The sequence below is a fragment of the Sutterella sp. genome (assembly GCF_052272535.1).
In the GTDB taxonomy this organism is placed as follows: domain Bacteria; phylum Pseudomonadota; class Gammaproteobacteria; order Burkholderiales; family Burkholderiaceae_F; genus Sutterella.
In genome coordinates this window covers 1-16,657 of the sequence record NZ_DAVZJY010000026.1, presented here as the reverse complement: position 1 = coordinate 16,657, position 16,657 = coordinate 1, and the positions used below count along the sequence as shown (strand labels likewise).

14 protein-coding genes are annotated in these 16,657 nt (G+C 67.6%); 5 read left to right on the top strand and 9 right to left on the bottom strand.

Annotated elements, in window-relative coordinates; genetic code table 11:
• Positions 1 to 1,243, top strand: a 1,243-nt coding sequence (gene rlmD / locus ACT6Y9_RS02845; RefSeq protein ID WP_443743442.1) for a 23S rRNA (uracil(1939)-C(5))-methyltransferase RlmD, incomplete at its 5' end; no start/stop codon positions are given.
• Between the two features lie 4 nt (positions 1,244 to 1,247).
• Here rlmD and ACT6Y9_RS02840 read toward each other — a convergent pair.
• The 4 genes from ACT6Y9_RS02840 to ACT6Y9_RS02825 all read right to left on the bottom strand — a co-directional run bounded on the left by ACT6Y9_RS02840 (position 1,248) and on the right by ACT6Y9_RS02825 (position 5,911).
• Positions 1,248 to 3,416, bottom strand: a complete 2,169-nt coding sequence (locus ACT6Y9_RS02840; RefSeq protein ID WP_443743441.1) for an ATP-dependent DNA helicase — start codon at positions 3,414 to 3,416, stop codon at positions 1,248 to 1,250.
• Positions 3,417 to 3,426: 10 nt separating this feature from the next.
• Positions 3,427 to 4,308 carry a hypothetical protein gene (locus tag ACT6Y9_RS02835; protein WP_443743440.1) on the bottom strand — a complete coding sequence of 294 codons (882 nt, stop codon included), beginning with the start codon at positions 4,306 to 4,308 and terminating at the stop codon, positions 3,427 to 3,429.
• Positions 4,309 to 4,432: 124 nt separating this feature from the next.
• A complete protein-coding gene (locus ACT6Y9_RS02830) occupies positions 4,433 to 5,089 on the bottom strand; it encodes a nitroreductase family protein (protein ID WP_443743439.1) in 657 nt (218 codons plus the stop codon).
• Positions 5,090 to 5,257: 168 nt separating this feature from the next.
• A complete protein-coding gene (locus ACT6Y9_RS02825; RefSeq protein ID WP_443743438.1) occupies positions 5,258 to 5,911 on the bottom strand; it encodes a nitroreductase family protein in 654 nt (217 codons plus the stop codon).
• 311 nt (positions 5,912 to 6,222) lie between these two features.
• Here ACT6Y9_RS02825 and ACT6Y9_RS02820 point away from each other — a divergent pair, with 311 nt between their 5' ends.
• The 3 genes from ACT6Y9_RS02820 to ACT6Y9_RS02810 all read left to right on the top strand — a co-directional run bounded on the left by ACT6Y9_RS02820 (position 6,223) and on the right by ACT6Y9_RS02810 (position 9,991).
• Positions 6,223 to 7,206, top strand: coding sequence for a malate dehydrogenase (locus tag ACT6Y9_RS02820; protein ID WP_443743437.1), 984 nt, complete (start codon positions 6,223 to 6,225; stop codon positions 7,204 to 7,206).
• A 90-nt stretch (positions 7,207 to 7,296) separates the two neighbouring features.
• Positions 7,297 to 8,217 (top strand): PIN domain-containing protein, encoded by a 921-nt coding sequence (locus ACT6Y9_RS02815; protein ID WP_443743436.1) that lies wholly within the window; start codon positions 7,297 to 7,299, stop codon positions 8,215 to 8,217.
• Between the two features lie 250 nt (positions 8,218 to 8,467).
• Positions 8,468 to 9,991 (top strand): alanine/glycine:cation symporter family protein, encoded by a 1,524-nt coding sequence (locus ACT6Y9_RS02810; RefSeq protein ID WP_443743435.1) that lies wholly within the window; start codon positions 8,468 to 8,470, stop codon positions 9,989 to 9,991.
• A 112-nt stretch (positions 9,992 to 10,103) separates the two neighbouring features.
• Here ACT6Y9_RS02810 and ACT6Y9_RS02805 read toward each other — a convergent pair whose 3' ends face one another.
• A complete protein-coding gene (locus ACT6Y9_RS02805) occupies positions 10,104 to 10,955 on the bottom strand; it encodes a PHP domain-containing protein (protein ID WP_443743434.1) in 852 nt (283 codons plus the stop codon).
• A gap of 109 nt (positions 10,956 to 11,064) precedes the next feature.
• Between ACT6Y9_RS02805 and hslO the strand changes: the two genes are divergently transcribed.
• The gene (gene hslO / locus ACT6Y9_RS02800) at positions 11,065 to 11,964 is read left to right on the top strand and encodes an Hsp33 family molecular chaperone HslO (protein WP_443743433.1); all 900 of its coding nucleotides are present in this window, start codon (positions 11,065 to 11,067) and stop codon (positions 11,962 to 11,964) included.
• Positions 11,965 to 12,048: 84 nt separating this feature from the next.
• Here hslO and ACT6Y9_RS02795 read toward each other — a convergent pair whose 3' ends face one another.
• From ACT6Y9_RS02795 to ACT6Y9_RS02780, 4 genes are all read right to left on the bottom strand, one after another.
• Complete coding sequence (locus ACT6Y9_RS02795) at positions 12,049 to 12,483, bottom strand: FtsB family cell division protein (protein WP_295480495.1); 435 nt, start codon at positions 12,481 to 12,483, stop codon at positions 12,049 to 12,051.
• Positions 12,484 to 12,641: 158 nt separating this feature from the next.
• On the bottom strand, positions 12,642 to 13,931 hold the full coding sequence (eno, locus tag ACT6Y9_RS02790; RefSeq protein ID WP_295480497.1) for a phosphopyruvate hydratase: 1,290 nt from the start codon (positions 13,929 to 13,931) through the stop codon (positions 12,642 to 12,644).
• 88 nt (positions 13,932 to 14,019) lie between these two features.
• A complete protein-coding gene (kdsA, locus tag ACT6Y9_RS02785; protein WP_443743432.1) occupies positions 14,020 to 14,874 on the bottom strand; it encodes a 3-deoxy-8-phosphooctulonate synthase in 855 nt (284 codons plus the stop codon).
• A gap of 90 nt (positions 14,875 to 14,964) precedes the next feature.
• Positions 14,965 to 16,617, bottom strand: a complete 1,653-nt coding sequence (locus tag ACT6Y9_RS02780; RefSeq protein WP_295480501.1) for a CTP synthase — start codon at positions 16,615 to 16,617, stop codon at positions 14,965 to 14,967.
• Positions 16,618 to 16,657: the final 40 nt, after the last annotated feature.

Below are 16,657 nucleotides of genomic sequence, written 5' to 3'. Positions count from 1 at the left end.
GCGCGGGCTCGCCGCAGGCTTCACGGAGCTCGAACCTTCGCCCGACCTCGACCCCGCGCGCTGCCCGCTCGCGGGCGAGTGCGGCGGCTGTCCCGCGGGGCGGCTCGCCTACGCGCGCGAGCTCGCCCTCAAGACCCAGACGCTCGTCGTGAAGCCCCTCGTCGAAGCGGGCTTCCCGGCGACGCTCGTCCGCGCCCCCATCGGACACCCCGGGGATCGGCGCACGGGCTGGCGCAACAAGGCGGTCCTCTACCCCGGCCTCATCGGGGGCGAACCGCACTTCGGCTACTACCGTGCAAGAAGTCAGGAGCTCGTCGCCGCCGAATCCTGCCCCCAGACGCCCGTCTGGATGGGTGAGGCCGCGCGCAGCTTGGCGCCGCTGCTCCTCGACGCCGACCTCTCACCCTGGCGCGAAGCGGACGACGCGGGAGCGCTCCGGGCGCTGCTGCTGCGTGAGGCGCCCGGCACGGGCGAGCGCCTCGCCGCGCTCGTGATGCGCCGGCTTCCCGCAGATCCCCGGGCCGCGGAGGCGCTCTTCGAGCGCGTGCGCGCGGCGCTCCGCCCCCACGACCTCACCTCGCTTCTCATCAACCTCCACGAGGCTCCGGGGAGCGCCGTGCTCTCCTTTGCGCCGGACGCAACGCGCGTCGTCGACGGGCGCGCGACGATCCGCGCGGACTGGATGGGCCTCTCCTTCGAAGTGGGCGCGCAGACCTTTCTCCAGGTGAACACCCCGCAGACGCCCGTCCTCTACCGGACGGCGCTCGACGCACTGGAAGTCGCCCCGGAGGACCGCGTGCTCGACCTCTACTGCGGCGTGGGCACCCTCACGCTTCTCGCGGCGCGGCGCGCCCGCGAAGCCTTCGGCGTCGAGCGGGTCGAGGCGTCGATCGCCTGCGCGCGCGAAAACGCCCGCGTGAACGGCCTCGAAAACGCCCGCTTCACCGCCGCCCCCGTGGAGAAGCTCCTCGCGTCGGGCCTGCCCGACGGCTGGCGGCCCACCGTCGTGATCGCGGACCCCGCGTACCAGGGACTCGCGGGCGGAGCGGCGGAGTCGCTGGCGCAGCTTCTCGCGGCCTCGGGCGCGAGGCGCCTCGCCTACGTCTCCTGCAATCCGAAGAGCTTCGCGCGCGACGCGCGGGTGCTCTGCGCTCGGGGCATGACGCTGCGTTCGGTGACGCCGGTGGACATGTTCCCCGGCGCGATGCACCTCGAGGTGGTCGGGGTGTTCGAGCGCGCCTGAGGCGCTAGGGCTTCACGTAGAGCGCTTCGTGCCAGGCCTTCGGGTCGAGGAAGAACTGCCGGGCCTTCTCGAGGCTGCGCGTGCGGTAGAAGTCCGGCAGGCTCTGCATCACCTTGCGGCCGTAGGACTTCTCCGCGACGCGCGCGTCGCAGAGCATGAAGACGCCGCGGTCGGTTTCCGAGCGGATGAGGCGCCCCGCACCCTGCTTGAGCGAGATGATCGCCTCAGGGAGCGCCTGCAGCGCAAAGGGGTTGCCGCCCCGACGGCGGATCGCCTCGGAGCGCGCCGCATAGACGGGCTCGTCCGGGGGCGAGAAGGGCAGCTTGTCGATCACGACGAGCGAGAGCGCGTCGCCGCGCACGTCCACGCCCTCCCAGAAGCTCATTGAACCGACGAGGATGGCGTTGCCGTGCCGGCGGAATTCGCTGATGAGCGCGGCCTTGGGCATCTGCCCCTGCACGAGAAGCGGATACGGGCGCCCGGCGTAGTCGAGCTTCACCTCGAGCTCTTCGGCGACCCGCGCCACGGCGGCGAGGGACGTGCAGAGGAAGAACGTCCGCCCGCCCGCAGCCTCGACGAGAGGCCAGGCGGCCTCGACGACGCGCGAGGCGTGCTCGAGCGTGTTGACGGGCGCGGGGAGCTTCGGAAGGTAGAAGCACCCCTGCTCCCAGTAGTTGAAGGGACTCTCCCAGGTAAGGGCCTTCGGGTCCGCAATCCCCGTCTCGGCGCAGAAGTGCGAGAAGTCGCCGGCCGCGGAGAGCGTCGCCGACGTGAAGACCCAGGCGCCGCCTTCGGCGCCGCGCATCTCGCTGAACTCCTTCGCGAAGGAGAGGGGCGTGTTGTTGAAGCGAAGCCCCGAAGCGGACACTGACACCCACTGCACGCTCCCGCCCTGCCGACGCAGGGCGAAGTCGTCGATCGGGGCGACGCCGGGCTTTTCAGGCTTTTCGGACGCTGCAGACGCTTCGAGCTTCTCGGCCGCCGCGCCCGCTTCGGCGTCCTCGGCCTCCCCGCCTTCGGCCTCCTTTCTGAGCTGCCGGAAGATCGACTCCCAGCCGGCCATTTCGCGGTCCACCTCCCCGGCGTAGACGAGCAGGGCGTCCAACTCGTCGTTGCGGCCCTTGTTGGCTTCGAGCGCCCGCACGACGCCGCCGAAGGCCTGGAGCATCACGCCGAAGGGTTCGGCGAGGGTGTGGAACCCCTCGATCGTCTTCACCGCCCGGCGGTCGCCCTCCTTGAGGCCGAGCGTCTGCGCGGCGATCCGGAAGTCCGCGATCGCCTTGAAGGCGGCGTGCGAGAGCTTGTCCCAGTCCGCGCCGTCGCGGGCATGGTTCATGCCGAGGTAGCGCGCCTCGGTGCTGATCTGGTCGATCTGCCAGGTGCTGAAGAACGTCCCGAAGAAGTCGGTCGCGATGGCGGGGAGCTGATGCGCCTCGTCGAAGACCGTGAGGTTCGCCTGCGGGAGCATGCCGTCGATCTGTCCGCCCGCGGCGTTCTTGAGCGCGAGCGAGGAGAGGTAGAGGTGGTGGTTGACGACAACGATCTGGCTCTGCATCGCCTTTTCGCGTGCGGCGCGCACGAAGCACTCCTGCCAGTGCGGGCACTTGTCCTTGCCGAGGCAGTTTTCGCGCGTGCTCGTCACGAGGGGCCAGAGGGGATCGTCCTCCGGGACGGTCGGGAGCTCCGCCCGGTCGCCCGTCGCCGAGACGGAGGCGAAGCGCTTGATTTCACGGAGCTTTCGGTAGCTGTCGCGTTGCGGCAGCATCCCCTCCTCCTCCGTGCGCTCGAGGCGCAAGAGGCAGACGTAGTTCGCGCGCCCCTTCAGGACCGCCGCGGGGACGTTGACGCCGAGGGCGGCGCAGAGCGCTGGAATGTCCTTTTCAAAGAGCTGGTCCTGCAGGGGCTTTCCTGCGGTCGAGATCACCACGACCGACCCCGAGAGGATCGCCGGAATGAGGTAGGCGAAGCTCTTGCCCGTGCCGGTGCCCGCTTCGGCGAGAAGCGTCCCGTGGGTCACCACGGCCTCGGCCACCGCGAGCGCGAAGTCGGTCTGCCCGGGGCGCGGGCGGAAGCCCGGCGTCGCGCGCGCCAGGGGACCGTCCGCGGCGAAGGCGGCGGCGACGCGCTCCGCGAGGGGGCGCGAAGCGTCGAAAAGCTCGGGATGACGGCGCATCGGCGCTTCCTCAGAAGTACTTCGCGAGGCCGCTTTCGCGGTTCTGCTGCCGCTCCTCGTAGCGCTGCTGCGCGGCGCTACGCTCCTCGAGGCTCTTCTCAAAGTTCTTCTGCTTCGCCTCGCGGTCGAGCCGGCGCTTTTCGGCGCGCTCTTCAGCAGCCTTCGCGCGGCGGGCGGCGTCCTGCTGCTTCTGCGCGTACCAGTCTTCGTTCGCCTTTTCGAGCGCACTGCGGCCGGCGTCGGGCGAAACACCGGTCTTGGAGCCCGGGATCAGGTCGGGCGCGGCCGCGGGCTTCACCTCCGCGGGCTTGATGCCCGCGGGCGCCGAGGGTTCGAGCACCTTCGCGGGCGGCATCACCTGCGGCAGCGGCGAGTCGCCGGGCCTCTTCGGCGCGAGCTTCACGGGATCGGACCGGTCGGTCTTCACCGCCTTCGGGGCGATCCGCACGGGCTCGGCGCGCTCTTGGGCGGCGTTCTTCGCACGGCGCTCCTCGGTGCGCCGCACGCGATCGGCGCGGATCACCTCGTCGGCCGCGACGATCACGCGGCGGATCTCGCGCTGCCGCTCAAAGGAGATGCGGCGCGCGTCGTCTTCGCACTTGTTGACGAAGAAGCGCCGCACGCAGACCTGCTGGACGTCCTTCATCGCGCGCCCGATGCGCTCGAGCTCCTTTTCGGCCGCGTTCTTCACCTTCGAGGCGGTCGCGGGCGAATCGATCGCGCCCGCGGCGCTCCAGCGCTCATAGAACGACGTGTCGGCGAGGTACTTCTCCGCCTCGGCCGCCTTCACGTCGAGGGCGTCCTCCGCGGCGCACGCGGCGGACCCGCAGACGAGAAGAAGACCGCAGGCGAGCGCGGCGGCCGCGCGTTGAATGGAGGTCGTGTGGGTCATGGAGCGGAAGAGGAAGTCGGGTGGCGGAAGGGTCGGGCGGAGAGTTTAGCAACCCGGGGCGGAGCGCTTCCACGCCCGCCCGCGGCCCCGGAGGGGTTGAAGGCGTGCAGGAGGCGCAGACGCGTCAGAGGAAGGTGACGACCTCCTCGAAGGGAAGGCGCGACTTCGGGCGCACGGCGTTCGAGTCGTCAAGAGCCCGGTGCCCGAGGGCGCAGGCCATCACGGCGTGACGGCCTGCGGCGGGCAGTTCGAGGATCTCGTCCAATTTGTCGAACCACATGCCTCCAAGGGTCGTGGCGTCCACGCCCATGGCGCCCGCCGCGAGAAGGAGGAACCCCAGCGCGATGTGCGCCTGCTCGGCCGCCCACACCGCGCCCTTGTCCGGACCCGCGCAGTAGGCGGCCACGCCGCCCTTGCGCACCTCCTTCACGACCTTGTCGAATCCGGAGGCGACGGCGGCGGCGTCGAAGCGCCCGTCCTTCGTCTCCTGCGCGTTGATCTCGTCCAACCGCGCGGCGAGGTCGCGCTCGACGGCGAAGACGATGATCACCGGCGCCTCCCTCACGCGCTCGAGGTTGAAGTCCTTCACCGCGGGCATGAGCCGCGCGCGGGCTTCGGGCGTCCGGGCGACGTAGAAGTGCCAGGGCTGGATGTTCAGCGACGAGGGCGCGAGGCGCAGGATTTCGAGAAGATCGTGAAGCTCTTCGTCGGTCAAGGGCTTCTTCGCGTCGTAGTGCTTCGCGGTGTAGCGCCTGCGGGCGGCTTCAAGGATGGGATTCATGAGGGGACTCCTTCGGAAGAGAAACGGGCCTTTCCACCCATCCTAGCGGCCGCGCCCGTTTTCCGCAGTGGCACAGAAAGACAAAGGGCCGCAGAGACGGACGGGCGACTGAGCGCTCCGACCGCACCGGGCGGCCCTTTCTCACCCGCCAGGGGCGGGAGGGAGGCTTTAGTCAAGCGACGTGAAGAGCTCCTCCGTCCTGAGGCGGGACTTCGGACGCGAGGCGTTGCCGTCGTTGGGGGCGCGGTAGCCGAAGCTCACCACGACCGCGGTCGTAAGGCCCTTTCCCTTGAGGCCGAGGATTTCGTCCATCTTCGCGTAGTCGAGGCCCTCGAGGCAGGTCGAATCGATGCCCATGCCCGCCGCGGCGTAGACCACCGTGCCGAGGCCGATGTAGGCCTGGTGCGTCTCCCAGGCGACGAGGTCCTTCTCGTTCTTCATGTGAAGGCCGGCGAAGTAGCGGCGGCCCTGATCCTGCTGCTTGCGGATCTCGTCGTTCGGGAAGCGCCCGTCGGCGGCCTCCTTCTCAAGCACGCGCTCGAAGTGCGCGTCCGTGAGCTTCGTCGGGACCGTGAAGACCACGACGTCGCTCGCGCGGGAGATGCGGGCGTGGTTGAATTCCGGGAAGGCCGGCAGGAGCTTCTCGCGGGCCTCCTGGGTGTGGGCCGTGAAGAAGTGCCAGGCTTGAGCGTTCACCGAAGTGGGCGCGAGGCGCAGGATCTCCATGAGCGTCTCGAATTGCTCGCGCGGGATCACGCGGCCGTTGTAGTGCTTCGTGGTGTAGCGGTCCTGGGCAATGCGAAGAAAGGCGTTGCGTTCCATGTTGTTCTCCGTTTTTGTTCAGCCGCCCGGAGCGGCGATGAATAATCTGACGGTCACGATAGCAAAGTAAAAATCGTTCGACGTCGATCAATCAATACCTGACCTCGTCAATCGGAAACAAAATGTTTTCCCCGCCGAAAGGTAGTTCCATCGGGTTAGAACGCCGGGACTATGCCGGGAATTCGAAGCGCGCTATCCGCCGCACCCAATGCGTGCGGCGGGAATGTTCACAAGAGGAGCGCTTTGCTAGAATTCCGGGCAATTTCACGGAGGCGGACGCCTCCTGAAGCGACTACTTTAAGAAGATCCTAATGAAGACACCCATCCGCGTTGCAGTGACCGGCCCCGCCGGCCACATCGGCTACTCTCTTCTCTTCCGCATCGCCGCAGGCGACATGTTCGGGCCGGATCAGCCCGTCATTCTGCAGCTCCTCGAGCGCGCGAACCCCGAGAGCCAGAAGGCCGTGAAGGGCGTGATGATGGAGCTTGACGACTGCGCCTTCCCGCTGCTCGCCGACGTCGTCAACTCGGCCGACCCGACGGTTGCGTTCCGCGACGCCGACGTCGCGATGCTCGTGGGCGCCCGTCCCCGTTCCAAGGGCATGGAGCGCGCCGACCTTCTGAACGCCAACGCCGCGATCTTCGTTGAACAGGGCCGTGCGCTCGACGTCGCCGCCAAGCGCGACGTCAAGGTGATCGTCGTCGGCAATCCCTGCAACACGAACGCCTGGATCGCGATGAAGAGCGCTCCGTCGCTCTCGCCCGAGTGCTTCAGCTCGATGCTGCGCCTCGACCAGAACCGCCTGATGGCGCAGCTCGCCGGCAAGACCGGCACCTCGGTGAACGACGTCACGCACGCCGCCGTCTGGGGCAACCACTCGCCCGCGATGGTTCCGGACCTCGAGCACGCGCTCCTCAAGGGCCGTCCCGCCCTCGAAGGCATCGACCGCGCCTGGTACGAAGAGACGCTCATCCCGACCGTCGCGAAGCGCGGCTCGGCGATTATCGAGGCGCGTGGTGCGAGCTCCGCGGCTTCGGCCGCCTCGGCTGCGGTGGACCACATCCGCGACTGGACCCTCGGCTCCAACGGCCGTTGGGTGACGATGGGCGTGCCGTCCGACGGCTCCTACGGCGTTCCCGAAGGCCTCGTCTTCGGCTTCCCCTGCACGACCGAAAACGGCCGCTGGAAGATCGTCGAGGGGCTCGAGCTCTCCGACTTCATCCGCGCAAAGATGGCGAAGTCGATCGCCGAGCTTGAGGCCGAACGCGACCACGTCGCCGCGCTGCTGAAGTAACTTCCAGCAGCTCCCGGCACGAGAGGCGGGACGCAGTTTCCTTCCCTGGAAGCGCGCCCCGCTTTTCTTTCATTTGGATCCCGCCCGCTCATGTTTCCCGCCGCTCTCCACGCCGCCGTGAAGCGCCTCGCCCGCGAAGGGCTCGCGCGCACCGCCCCCTCCAACGACGGGCGGGCGGCGGTCGTGCTCGACACGCACGTCTGGATGGAGTGCCTCCACTGGCGCGACCCCAAGGCGGCGCCCCTCGAGCGGGCGCTCCGCGAGGGCGACCTCGTCGCGGCGCTCTCGGAGGATTCGCTGATGGAATTGGCGGGCGTCCTCTCGCGCCCGGCCTTCGGGGCGCAGGATGGCGACGTCCTCGCCGTGCTCGAAAGAGCAACTGCGGGCGCGCGCTGGTGTACGCCCGAGGCGCTCGCCGCAGCGGCCGGGGAGCTCGAAGCCCGATGCGTGCGCTGCCGCGACCCGGAGGATCAGAAGTTCCTCGCGCTCACGCGGGCCGCGGGCGCGTCGATTCTCTTCACGCGCGACCGCCTCCTCACGAAGGCCGCGAAGAAGCTCCGGGAGTCGGGCGTCAAGGTGCTCGTGCCCGAAGCGTGGCCGCCGAAGCCCGAGGAAAAGGATTCCGCCCTCCCGGCGGACGGAGCCCGGCAGCGCCTGAGGCCCGGGGCTCCCCGAAGCCCGGGGCTCCCCGAAGGCTCCCCGAAAGAAGGCGCAGGATCAGCGCAGCGCGAACCAGATCATGCTCACGACGGCGTTGAGAATCCAGAAGCCGCAGGCGATGAGCGCGACCCAGATGAGAATGCGGATGATGCGGGGAGCCATGGCGGAAGAACCGGTTGGGTGGAGGTGGTTGCTCAAACCCGTCATGATAGCGGTCCCTCGTGCACTGCGCGCCGTGAGGCGGACGCCTCTTCGTCCCGTCTCGACGACGCACCGCAGCCGGTGCGCCGACGCTCCCGGATTGATTTCGTCTTTTCCTTCAAAATCAGGAGATTAGGCAGATCATCGTAGCCAATAGGCGGGACTGCCCTTTCTCAAAAATTTTTTACTCCTCCTATAGAATTGCGTTCCGGTCTTGCACATCTGATGTTCCTTTTGCACACATCAGATCGTCTCGCGACGCGAGGGCCGGAACACTGCTCAATTTATTAGAAGAAGCAGGCCCGCCGAAGCGTCCGGAGACCTCCTCCAGGGCGTTCTTCGCTTTTTTGAGGCGGAGCCGACATACGCACGTAAAAACTACAAACGGAGGATTCGTTCCATGGAAATGGACGCCCTGACTCAACTTGTCCAGAGTGTTAACAGCCTGCTCTGGGGCATGTACTGCCTGATACCGCTTCTCGTCGGCACGGGCATCTACCTCACCATCAAACTGCGCTTCATCCAGATCCGCCGCTTCGGCGACGCCTTCCGACAGGTCTTCGGCGGCTTCACGCTCTTCGGCAGCCACGCGGGCAAGAACGGCATGTCCTCGTTCCAGTCGCTCGCCACTGCGATCTCTGCGCAGGTGGGCACCGGCAACCTCGCCGGCGTCGCCACCGCGATCGCGATGGGCGGCCCGGGCGCCGTCTTCTGGATGTGGCTCGCCGCCTTCTTCGGCATGGCGACGATCTTCGCGGAGGCCGTTCTCAGCCAGCTCTACCGCACCCGCGACGCGCACGGCCAGATCATGGGCGGCCCGGCCTTCTACATCAGCCGCGGCTTGAAGAACAAGCCCCTCGCGGCCTTCTTCGCCTTCACGATCATCATCGCGCTCGGCTTCATCGGCAACATGGTGCAGGCCAACTCCATCGCCGACTCGATCTACACGGCCTTCGACGTTCCGCAGTGGGCCACCGGCATCTTCGTCTTCATGATCGCCGGCTTCATCTTCATCGGCGGCGTGCGCCGCATCGCGAGCTTCGCCGAGAAGATGGTCCCCTTCATGGCGCTCATCTACGCCGTCGGCTCCTTCACGATCATCTTCGCCAACTGGGACATGATCCTGCCGGCCTTCAAGTCGATCTTCGTGGGCGCCTTCGACCCGAGCGCCGCGACGGGCGGCATCATCGGCGCGAGCATCAAGGAGGCGATCCGCTACGGCGTCGCCCGCGGGCTCTTCTCCAATGAAGCGGGCATGGGCTCGACGCCGCACGCCCACGCGCTCGCCAACGTCGAGCACCCCTGCCAGCAGGGTCTCGTCGCCTACGTCGGCCTCTTTTTCGACACCTTCATCGTGCTCAACCTCACGGCCCTCGTGATCCTCGTGACGGGTTCGGTCGACGGTTCGACCACCGGCATCGCCCTCACGCAGAAGGCCTTCACGTCGGGTCTCGGCGCCATCGGCCCGGGCTTCGTCGCCCTGTGCCTCTTCTTCTTCGCCCTCACGACGATCATCGGCTGGTACTTCTTCGGCGAACAGAACGTCAAGTACCTCTTCGGCCTGCGCTGGGTGCCGAGCTACCGCGTGCTCGTGCTCTGCTTCCTCATGCTCGGCTCGTTCCTCCACGTGGGTCTCGTCTGGGAGCTCGCCGACTTCTTCAACGGCATCATGGTGCTCCCGAACGTGATCGCGCTCCTCGCGCTCTCGGGCCTCGTCGCCAAGGCGCTCAAGGACTATGAAGGCAAGTTCCTCACGGGCGACGTGCCCGAGTTCGGCGCCCGCTCGCCCTCGCACGGCGAACCGATCGACCTCGAGCCCGAAGAGTCCCGCCGCCGCCGCGGCTTCCGTCTGCGCCGACGCAACCGCAAGGTGAACCTCGAGGAGATGGATCAGCTGAAGGAAGAGGGTCTCGACCGCTTCTAAGGCTCGCGCCTCCTCATCCTCCCGGCCCGGCCGGGAGGGCGGCTCACAGACGCGAAGGCCGTCCGGGCGCACTGCGCCGGGCGGCCTTTCTCATGCCTGAGGAGTGGCGCCGTCAGCCCATGTCGGCCGGATACCCGAACTTCGCCCAGACGGGCGTGAGGTCCCGCGGAATCGGCGGCTGCAGGCCGGGGCCGGGCCGCGGCGAGCGCGGCGAATGCCAGTCCGAGCCGGTGCTCGCGAGGAACCCCATCTCGCGCGCCTTCTGCGCGAAGATGATGTCGGTCGCGCGCGACTGTGAGCCCGAGGTCACCTCGATCGCCTCGCCGCCCGCCTTCTGGAAGTCCTCGAGCAGCGCGCCGCACATCCAGGCCTCCTGGAATTCGTAGCGCCCGGGGTGCGCGAGCACGGCCGTGCCGCCCTCGGAGACGATGAAGCGCACGGCCTCGACGGTCGAAGGCCACTTGATCCTCGCGTAGCCCGGGCGCCCGGGGCGCAGATAGCGGTCGAAGGCCTCCTGGTAGGTCTTCACGTGCCCCGCCTCAAGGAGCCAGAGCGCGAAGTGCGTGCGCGAGAGCGAGGAGGGGTGTTCGGCGAACTTCGAGGCGCCTTCAAGAGCGCCGTGAATGCCGACCTTCGCGAGGTTCTCGTCCATCATGCGGCCGCGCTGCTCGCGCTTGCCCGCGTTGTCGGCGAGAAAACGCGCGACGCCCGGGCTCTTCGGATTGAGGCCGAGCCCGACGACGTGAATACCCGTGCCGCCCCAGAGGGTGGAGATCTCGATCCCCGGGATGAAGGGAATGCGGTAGTCGTGCGCTGCGGCCGCCGCGCGCTCAATCCCGGCCATCGTGTCGTGGTCCGTGAGGCTCATGAGCGTCACGCCGTTCTTCGCGCAGACCGCCGTCAGTTCCTCGGGCGAAAGCGCGCCGTCGGAGAAGTTCGAATGCATGTGCAGATCCACGGCCATGGCGGAAAGGTTCCTCAGAAATACAATCGGTTGCGGAAGGAGAAGTTTACCGGGCGCCCGGCCGGCTAGAATCGCGCTCCTGAAGAACAACCCACCCGGAGACTTTCAAATGGATGCACTGCAGAAGCTCCTCTTTGAGCGCGCGAACGTGCGCGGCGAGACCGTCGTCTTGGGCGACGAGCTCGAGAGGGCCGTGAAGAACCAGAATCTGCCCCTCGCCGCTCGGCGCTTTGCGGGCGAACTCGCCTGCGCGGCGCTCCTCATCGCCGGCGCCCTGCAGTTCGACGGCGCCGTGGCGCTGCAGATTGAGGGCGACGGCCCGATCCGCCGCGCACTCGCCGAAGTGCGCACCGGGTTCACCTTCCGCGTGATGGTGGAGCTGCGCTCCGACGCGGGCGAAATCGACCCGAACGCCGACCTGAAGACCCTCGTCAACGTCAACGGCCGCGGCCGCGCCGCGCTCATCCTCGACCGCGCCAACCGCCCGGCCGAGGAGCAGCCCTATCAGGGCGTGGTGCCGCTCGAGGGGAAGACCTTCGCCGAGGCGCTCGAGGGCTACTTCGAGCGCTCCGAGCAGGTCGAGACGAAGCTCGCGCTCGCCGCGGACGAGCGCGCCGCGGGCGGCATCCTGCTGCAGAAGCTCCCGGACGAAGGCGGCCGGCTCCCGAAGGACTACGACCCCGAAGGCTGGAAGCGCGTGCGCATGTTCGCCGACACCGTGAAGAGCGAGGAGCTCCTCACGCTCGCCCCCGAAGAGATCAACCGCCGCCTCTTCTGGGAGGAGTCGCCCCTCGTGACCTTCGAGGCGGCCCCGAAGTTCGCGTGCTCGTGCTCGCCCGCGCGCTTCGACGACATCGTGCGCTCGCTCGGCGAAAAGGAGGCCGAGGAGGTCGTGAAGGAACAGGGCGGCATCGACATCCGCTGCCGCTTCTGCGGCGCCGCGAAGCACTACGACGCGCTCGACGTGAAGGCGCTCTTCACGCACGCCGAAGGCCCGCACCAAGCCTGACGCTCGAACTTCACTCTGCAGAGAAGGCCGTCCGGACGCCTGGCCGCCCGGGCGGCCTCTTCTTTTGTCCGGACGCCTGCGGAATCACTGGCGGCGGTCGCGGGCCTTGGGCGCCCACTGGTTCTTGGGCGCGTGGTAGAGGTCGGATTTCTTCGCTTCAAACGTGGGCTTCGCGCCCGCCTTGATCACGGGGGCGTCGACGTTGGGCATCGACTCAACCGTATCGGTCTTCTTCGCGGCCTCCTCGGTCGTTTCGAGCCGGAAGAGGACTTCGTTCGGGCGGATCATGTTGAGGTCGCGCCGCGCGCGCTCCTCGATCGCGTCCTGGTTGGAGACGAGCGAGGCGTACTCGGCCTCGAGCTCTCCGTTCGTGCGCCGCAGCTGCTCGTTCTCCGCCTTCTGCACGCGCAGCGACTCCTCGAGCTCATGGAGCCGCTGCCAGCTCGCGCGTCCCGCCCAGAGCTGATACTGCGCGAAAGTGAGGCCGACGATGAGGATGAGGATGAAGAAGCGGACCATGCGGAAGGCCTGGGAGGAAGGAGTGCGGCGGAAATGAAGACGGGCGCCCGGCGCGGAAGGAAGCGTGCTCCTTCTGCTCTGGACGCCCGTTCTTCGACCCGGAGGGGAAGCTTAAACCAAGGCGGGCCCCGGGTTCATCCTCCCCTGCGGGAGCCGGATCAACCGCGCAGCGCGCGGAAGGCGCGGCGGCCCGGGTAGTAGGCGACGCCTTCGAGGTGCTCCTCGATGCGCAGCAGCTGGTTGTACTTCGCCATGCGGTCCGAGCGGCTCATCGAGCCGGTCTTGATCTGGCCGGCGTTGAGGCCCACGGCGATGTCGGCGATCGTGCTGTCCTCCGTCTCGCCCGAGCGGTGCGAGATGACGGCGGTGTAGGCGTTCGACTTCGCGAGGTTCACCGCCTCGAAGGTCTCCGACAGGGTGCCGATCTGGTTCACCTTGACGAGGATCGAGTTCGCGACGCCGCGCTCGATGCCCTCGCGCAGGATCTTCGGGTTGGTGACGAAGAGGTCGTCGCCCACGAGCTGCACCTGGTTGCCGAGCGCCGCGGTGAGCTTCGCCCAGCCCTCCCAGTCGCCCTCGGCCATGCCGTCTTCGATCGAGATGATCGGATAGCGACGGCACCAGTCGGCGAGGACGCCGATCCAGTCTTCCTGCGTGAGCGCGTCGCCCGTGGACTTCTTCATCACGTAGCGGCCGTCCTCGAAGAACTCCGACGAGGCGCAGTCGAGCGCGAGGCAGACGTCGCGGCCCGGTTCGTACCCCGCGGCGCTGATGGCGTCGAGGATGAGGTTGAGGGCCTCTTCATGCGAGCCGATCACCGGGGCGAAGCCACCCTCGTCGCCCACGGCCGTAGAGAGGCCGCGGCCGTTGACGATCTTCTTGAGGGCGTGGAAGGTCTCGGCGCCGCAGCGCAGCGCTTCGCGGAAGCTCTCGGCCCCGACCGGGACGATCATGAACTCCTGCAGGTCGAGGTTGTTGTTCGCGTGGGCGCCGCCGTTGATGACGTTCATCATCGGGACGGGGAGCGTCACGGCGCCCGTGCCGCCGAAGTAGCGGTAGAGCGGCAGGCCCGTTTCCTGAGCGGCCGCGCGCGCGACCGCCATCGAGACGGCGAGGATCGCGTTGGCGCCGAGGCGGCTCTTGTTCTCCGTGCCGTCGAGATCGATCATCAGGCGGTCGATGAACTCCTGATCGGACGCTTCAAGCCCGATCACGGCGTCGGCGATCTCGCCCGAGACGTTGCCCGCGGCCTTGAGGACGCCCTTGCCGCCGTAGCGTTCGGCGTCGCCGTCGCGCAGCTCGATCGCCTCACGCACGCCCGTCGAGGCGCCCGAAGGCACGGCGGCGGTGGCGATGCAGCCGCTCTCGAGCCACACCTCGGCTTCAACGGTCGGGTTGCCGCGGCTGTCAAGAACCTCGCGGCCGATCACATCGATAATGGCGCTCATTGCTAGAAACCTCTATTGGGTTGATGGCGGCGCAGACCGCGGCGGCTCGAAGAGACCCGCCGCACCTCCCGCATCCGCCGGGGAGAAATCAGACGAAGTCCTCTTCGAGGTACGGACGCGCCTTTACGAGGCGGTCGATCTCGACGAGTTCGCAGAGAAGGTCGCGCATGCGCTCGAGCGGCACGGCGTTGGGGCCGTCCGAGAGGGCGTGCGCCGGATCCGGGTGCGTCTCCATGAAGAAGCCCGCGACGCCCACGGCGCACGCGGCGCGCGCGAGCACCGGAACGAACTGGCGCTGGCCGCCCGAGTTCGTGCCGTTGCCGCCGGGGAGCTGCACGGAGTGCGTCGCGTCCATCACGACGGGCGCGCCCGTGGCGCGCATGATCGCGAGACCGCGCATGTCGGAGACGAGGTTGCCGTAGCCGAAGCTCGCGCCGCGCTCGCAGCACATGAAGCGGTCCGGGTCGAGCCCGGCCTCAAGGGCGGCGGCGCGCGCCTTGTCGATCACGTTCACCATGTCGCCCGGGGCGAGGAACTGGCCCTTCTTGATGTTCACCGGGCGCCCGGACTGCGCGCAGGCGCGGATGAAGTCGGTCTGGCGGCAGAGGAAGGCCGGGGTCTGGAGCACGTCCACGGAGGCGGCGACCTCGGGGACCTCGTCGGCCGTGTGCACGTCGGTGAGGACCGGTACGCCCACGGTCTCGCGGACCTTGCGCAGAATCTCGAGCCCGCGCTCGATGCCGAGTCCGCGGAAGCTCTTCCCGGACGTGCGGTTCGCCTTGTCGTAGCTCGCCTTGAAGATGTAGGGGATGCCGAGTTCGCCGGTGATCTCCTTCATCCGGCCGGCGATGTCGATCGCCATCTCCTCGCCCTCGATGACGCAGGGACCGGCGATCAGGAAGAACGGCCGGCGCGCGCCGACCTCATAACCACAAAGCTGCAAGACGAGCCTCCAGAAACGGGGGTGGTTGCTTTATGAACCGGCCGGGGGTGGTGAAGCCTCCGGCCGGTGACTGTCAGGTTGACTGTTCGATCAGGCGTCGGCCTCTTCGGCCTCGTGGTGCTTCACGGCCGCCTCGATGTAGGCCTTGAAGAGCGGATGACCAAAGCGCGGGTTCGACGTGAATTCCGGATGGAACTGAACGGCGAAGAAGAACGGATGATCCGGGAGCTCCATCATTTCGGGGAGGTGCTCGCCCGGGGTCTTCGCCGAGATCACCATGCCCTTCTCCTCGAACTGCGCGACGTAGGAGTTGTTCACCTCGTAGCGGTGGCGGTGACGTTCGGCGACGACGTCGCCGTAGATCTTGTGGCCGAGCGTGTTGGGCGCGACCGGAACCTCCTGACGGCCGAGACGCATCGTGCCGCCGAGGTCGGAGGATTCGTCGCGGTGCTGCACGTGGCCCGAGCGGTCCTTCCACTCCGTGAGGAGTGCGACGACCGGGTGCGGCGTGTCCGGATCGAGTTCGGTCGAGTTGGCGCCGCCGAGCCCGCAGACGTGGCGCGCGAATTCGATCACCGCGCACTGCATGCCGAGGCAGATGCCGAGGAACGGAATCTTGTTGACGCGGGCGTATTCGATCGCCTTGATCATGCCCTCGGTGCCGCGCTTGCCGAAGCCGCCCGGAACGAGGATGCCGTCGAGGCCTTCGAGCTGCGCCGTCCCCTCCTCCTCGATCTTCGTGGAGTCGATGAACTTCGTGACGACCTTGGTGTGGGTGTGGATGCCCGCGTGCGTGAGCGCTTCGTTGAGCGACTTGTAGCTGTCGGCGTAGTCGACGTACTTGCCCACCATGCCGATCGTCACGGTGTGCTGCGGGTTCTTGAGGCGATCGACGATGTTCTGCCAGGCCGAGAGGTCGGCGGGCTTCGTCTCGAGGCCGAGCTTCTTGCAGACGAGCTCGTCGAGGTGCTGCGCATGGAGCATGAGCGGCACTTCATAGATGGTCGAGGCGTCGGCGACGCTGATCACGCAGTCCATCGGCACGTTGGCGAAGAGCGAGATCTTCGCGCGCTCGCCTTCGGGAACCATGCGCTCGGCGCGGCAGAGGAGGATGTCCGGATAGACGCCTTCTTCGCGCAGGCGCTGCACGGAGTGCTGCGTGGGCTTGGTCTTGAGTTCGCCCGCCGAGGCGATCCACGGGCAGAGCGTGAGGTGGATGAAGCAGGTGTTGTTGCGGCCGACGCGGAAGGACATCTGGCGCACGGCTTCGACGAAGGGAAGCGACTCGATGTCGCCCACCGTGCCGCCGATCTCAACGACGCAGACGTCGGGCTTGCCGTCCCAGGTGGAGGCCGCGCCGCGGGCGATGAACTCCTGAATCTCGTTGGTGATGTGCGGAATCACCTGCACGGTCTTGCCGAGGTATTCGCCGCGGCGCTCCTTGCGCAGCACGCTCTCGTAGATCTGGCCCGACGTGAAGTTGTTGGGCTTGTGCATCTTCGTCGAGATGAAGCGCTCGTAGTGGCCGAGGTCGAGGTCGGTCTCGGCGCCATCCTCCGTCACGAAGACTTCGCCGTGCTGGAAGGGCGACATCGTGCCCGGGTCCACGTTGATGTAGGGATCGAGCTTGATCATCGTGACCTTGAGGCCGCGCGATTCAAGGATGGCCGCAAGCGAAGCGGCGGCGATGCCCTTGCCGAGAGAGGACACAACGCCGCCGGTGACAAATACGTACTTGGTCATGGTTCCAACCGAGAGGATTGACGGGGGATTAAAAACGAAG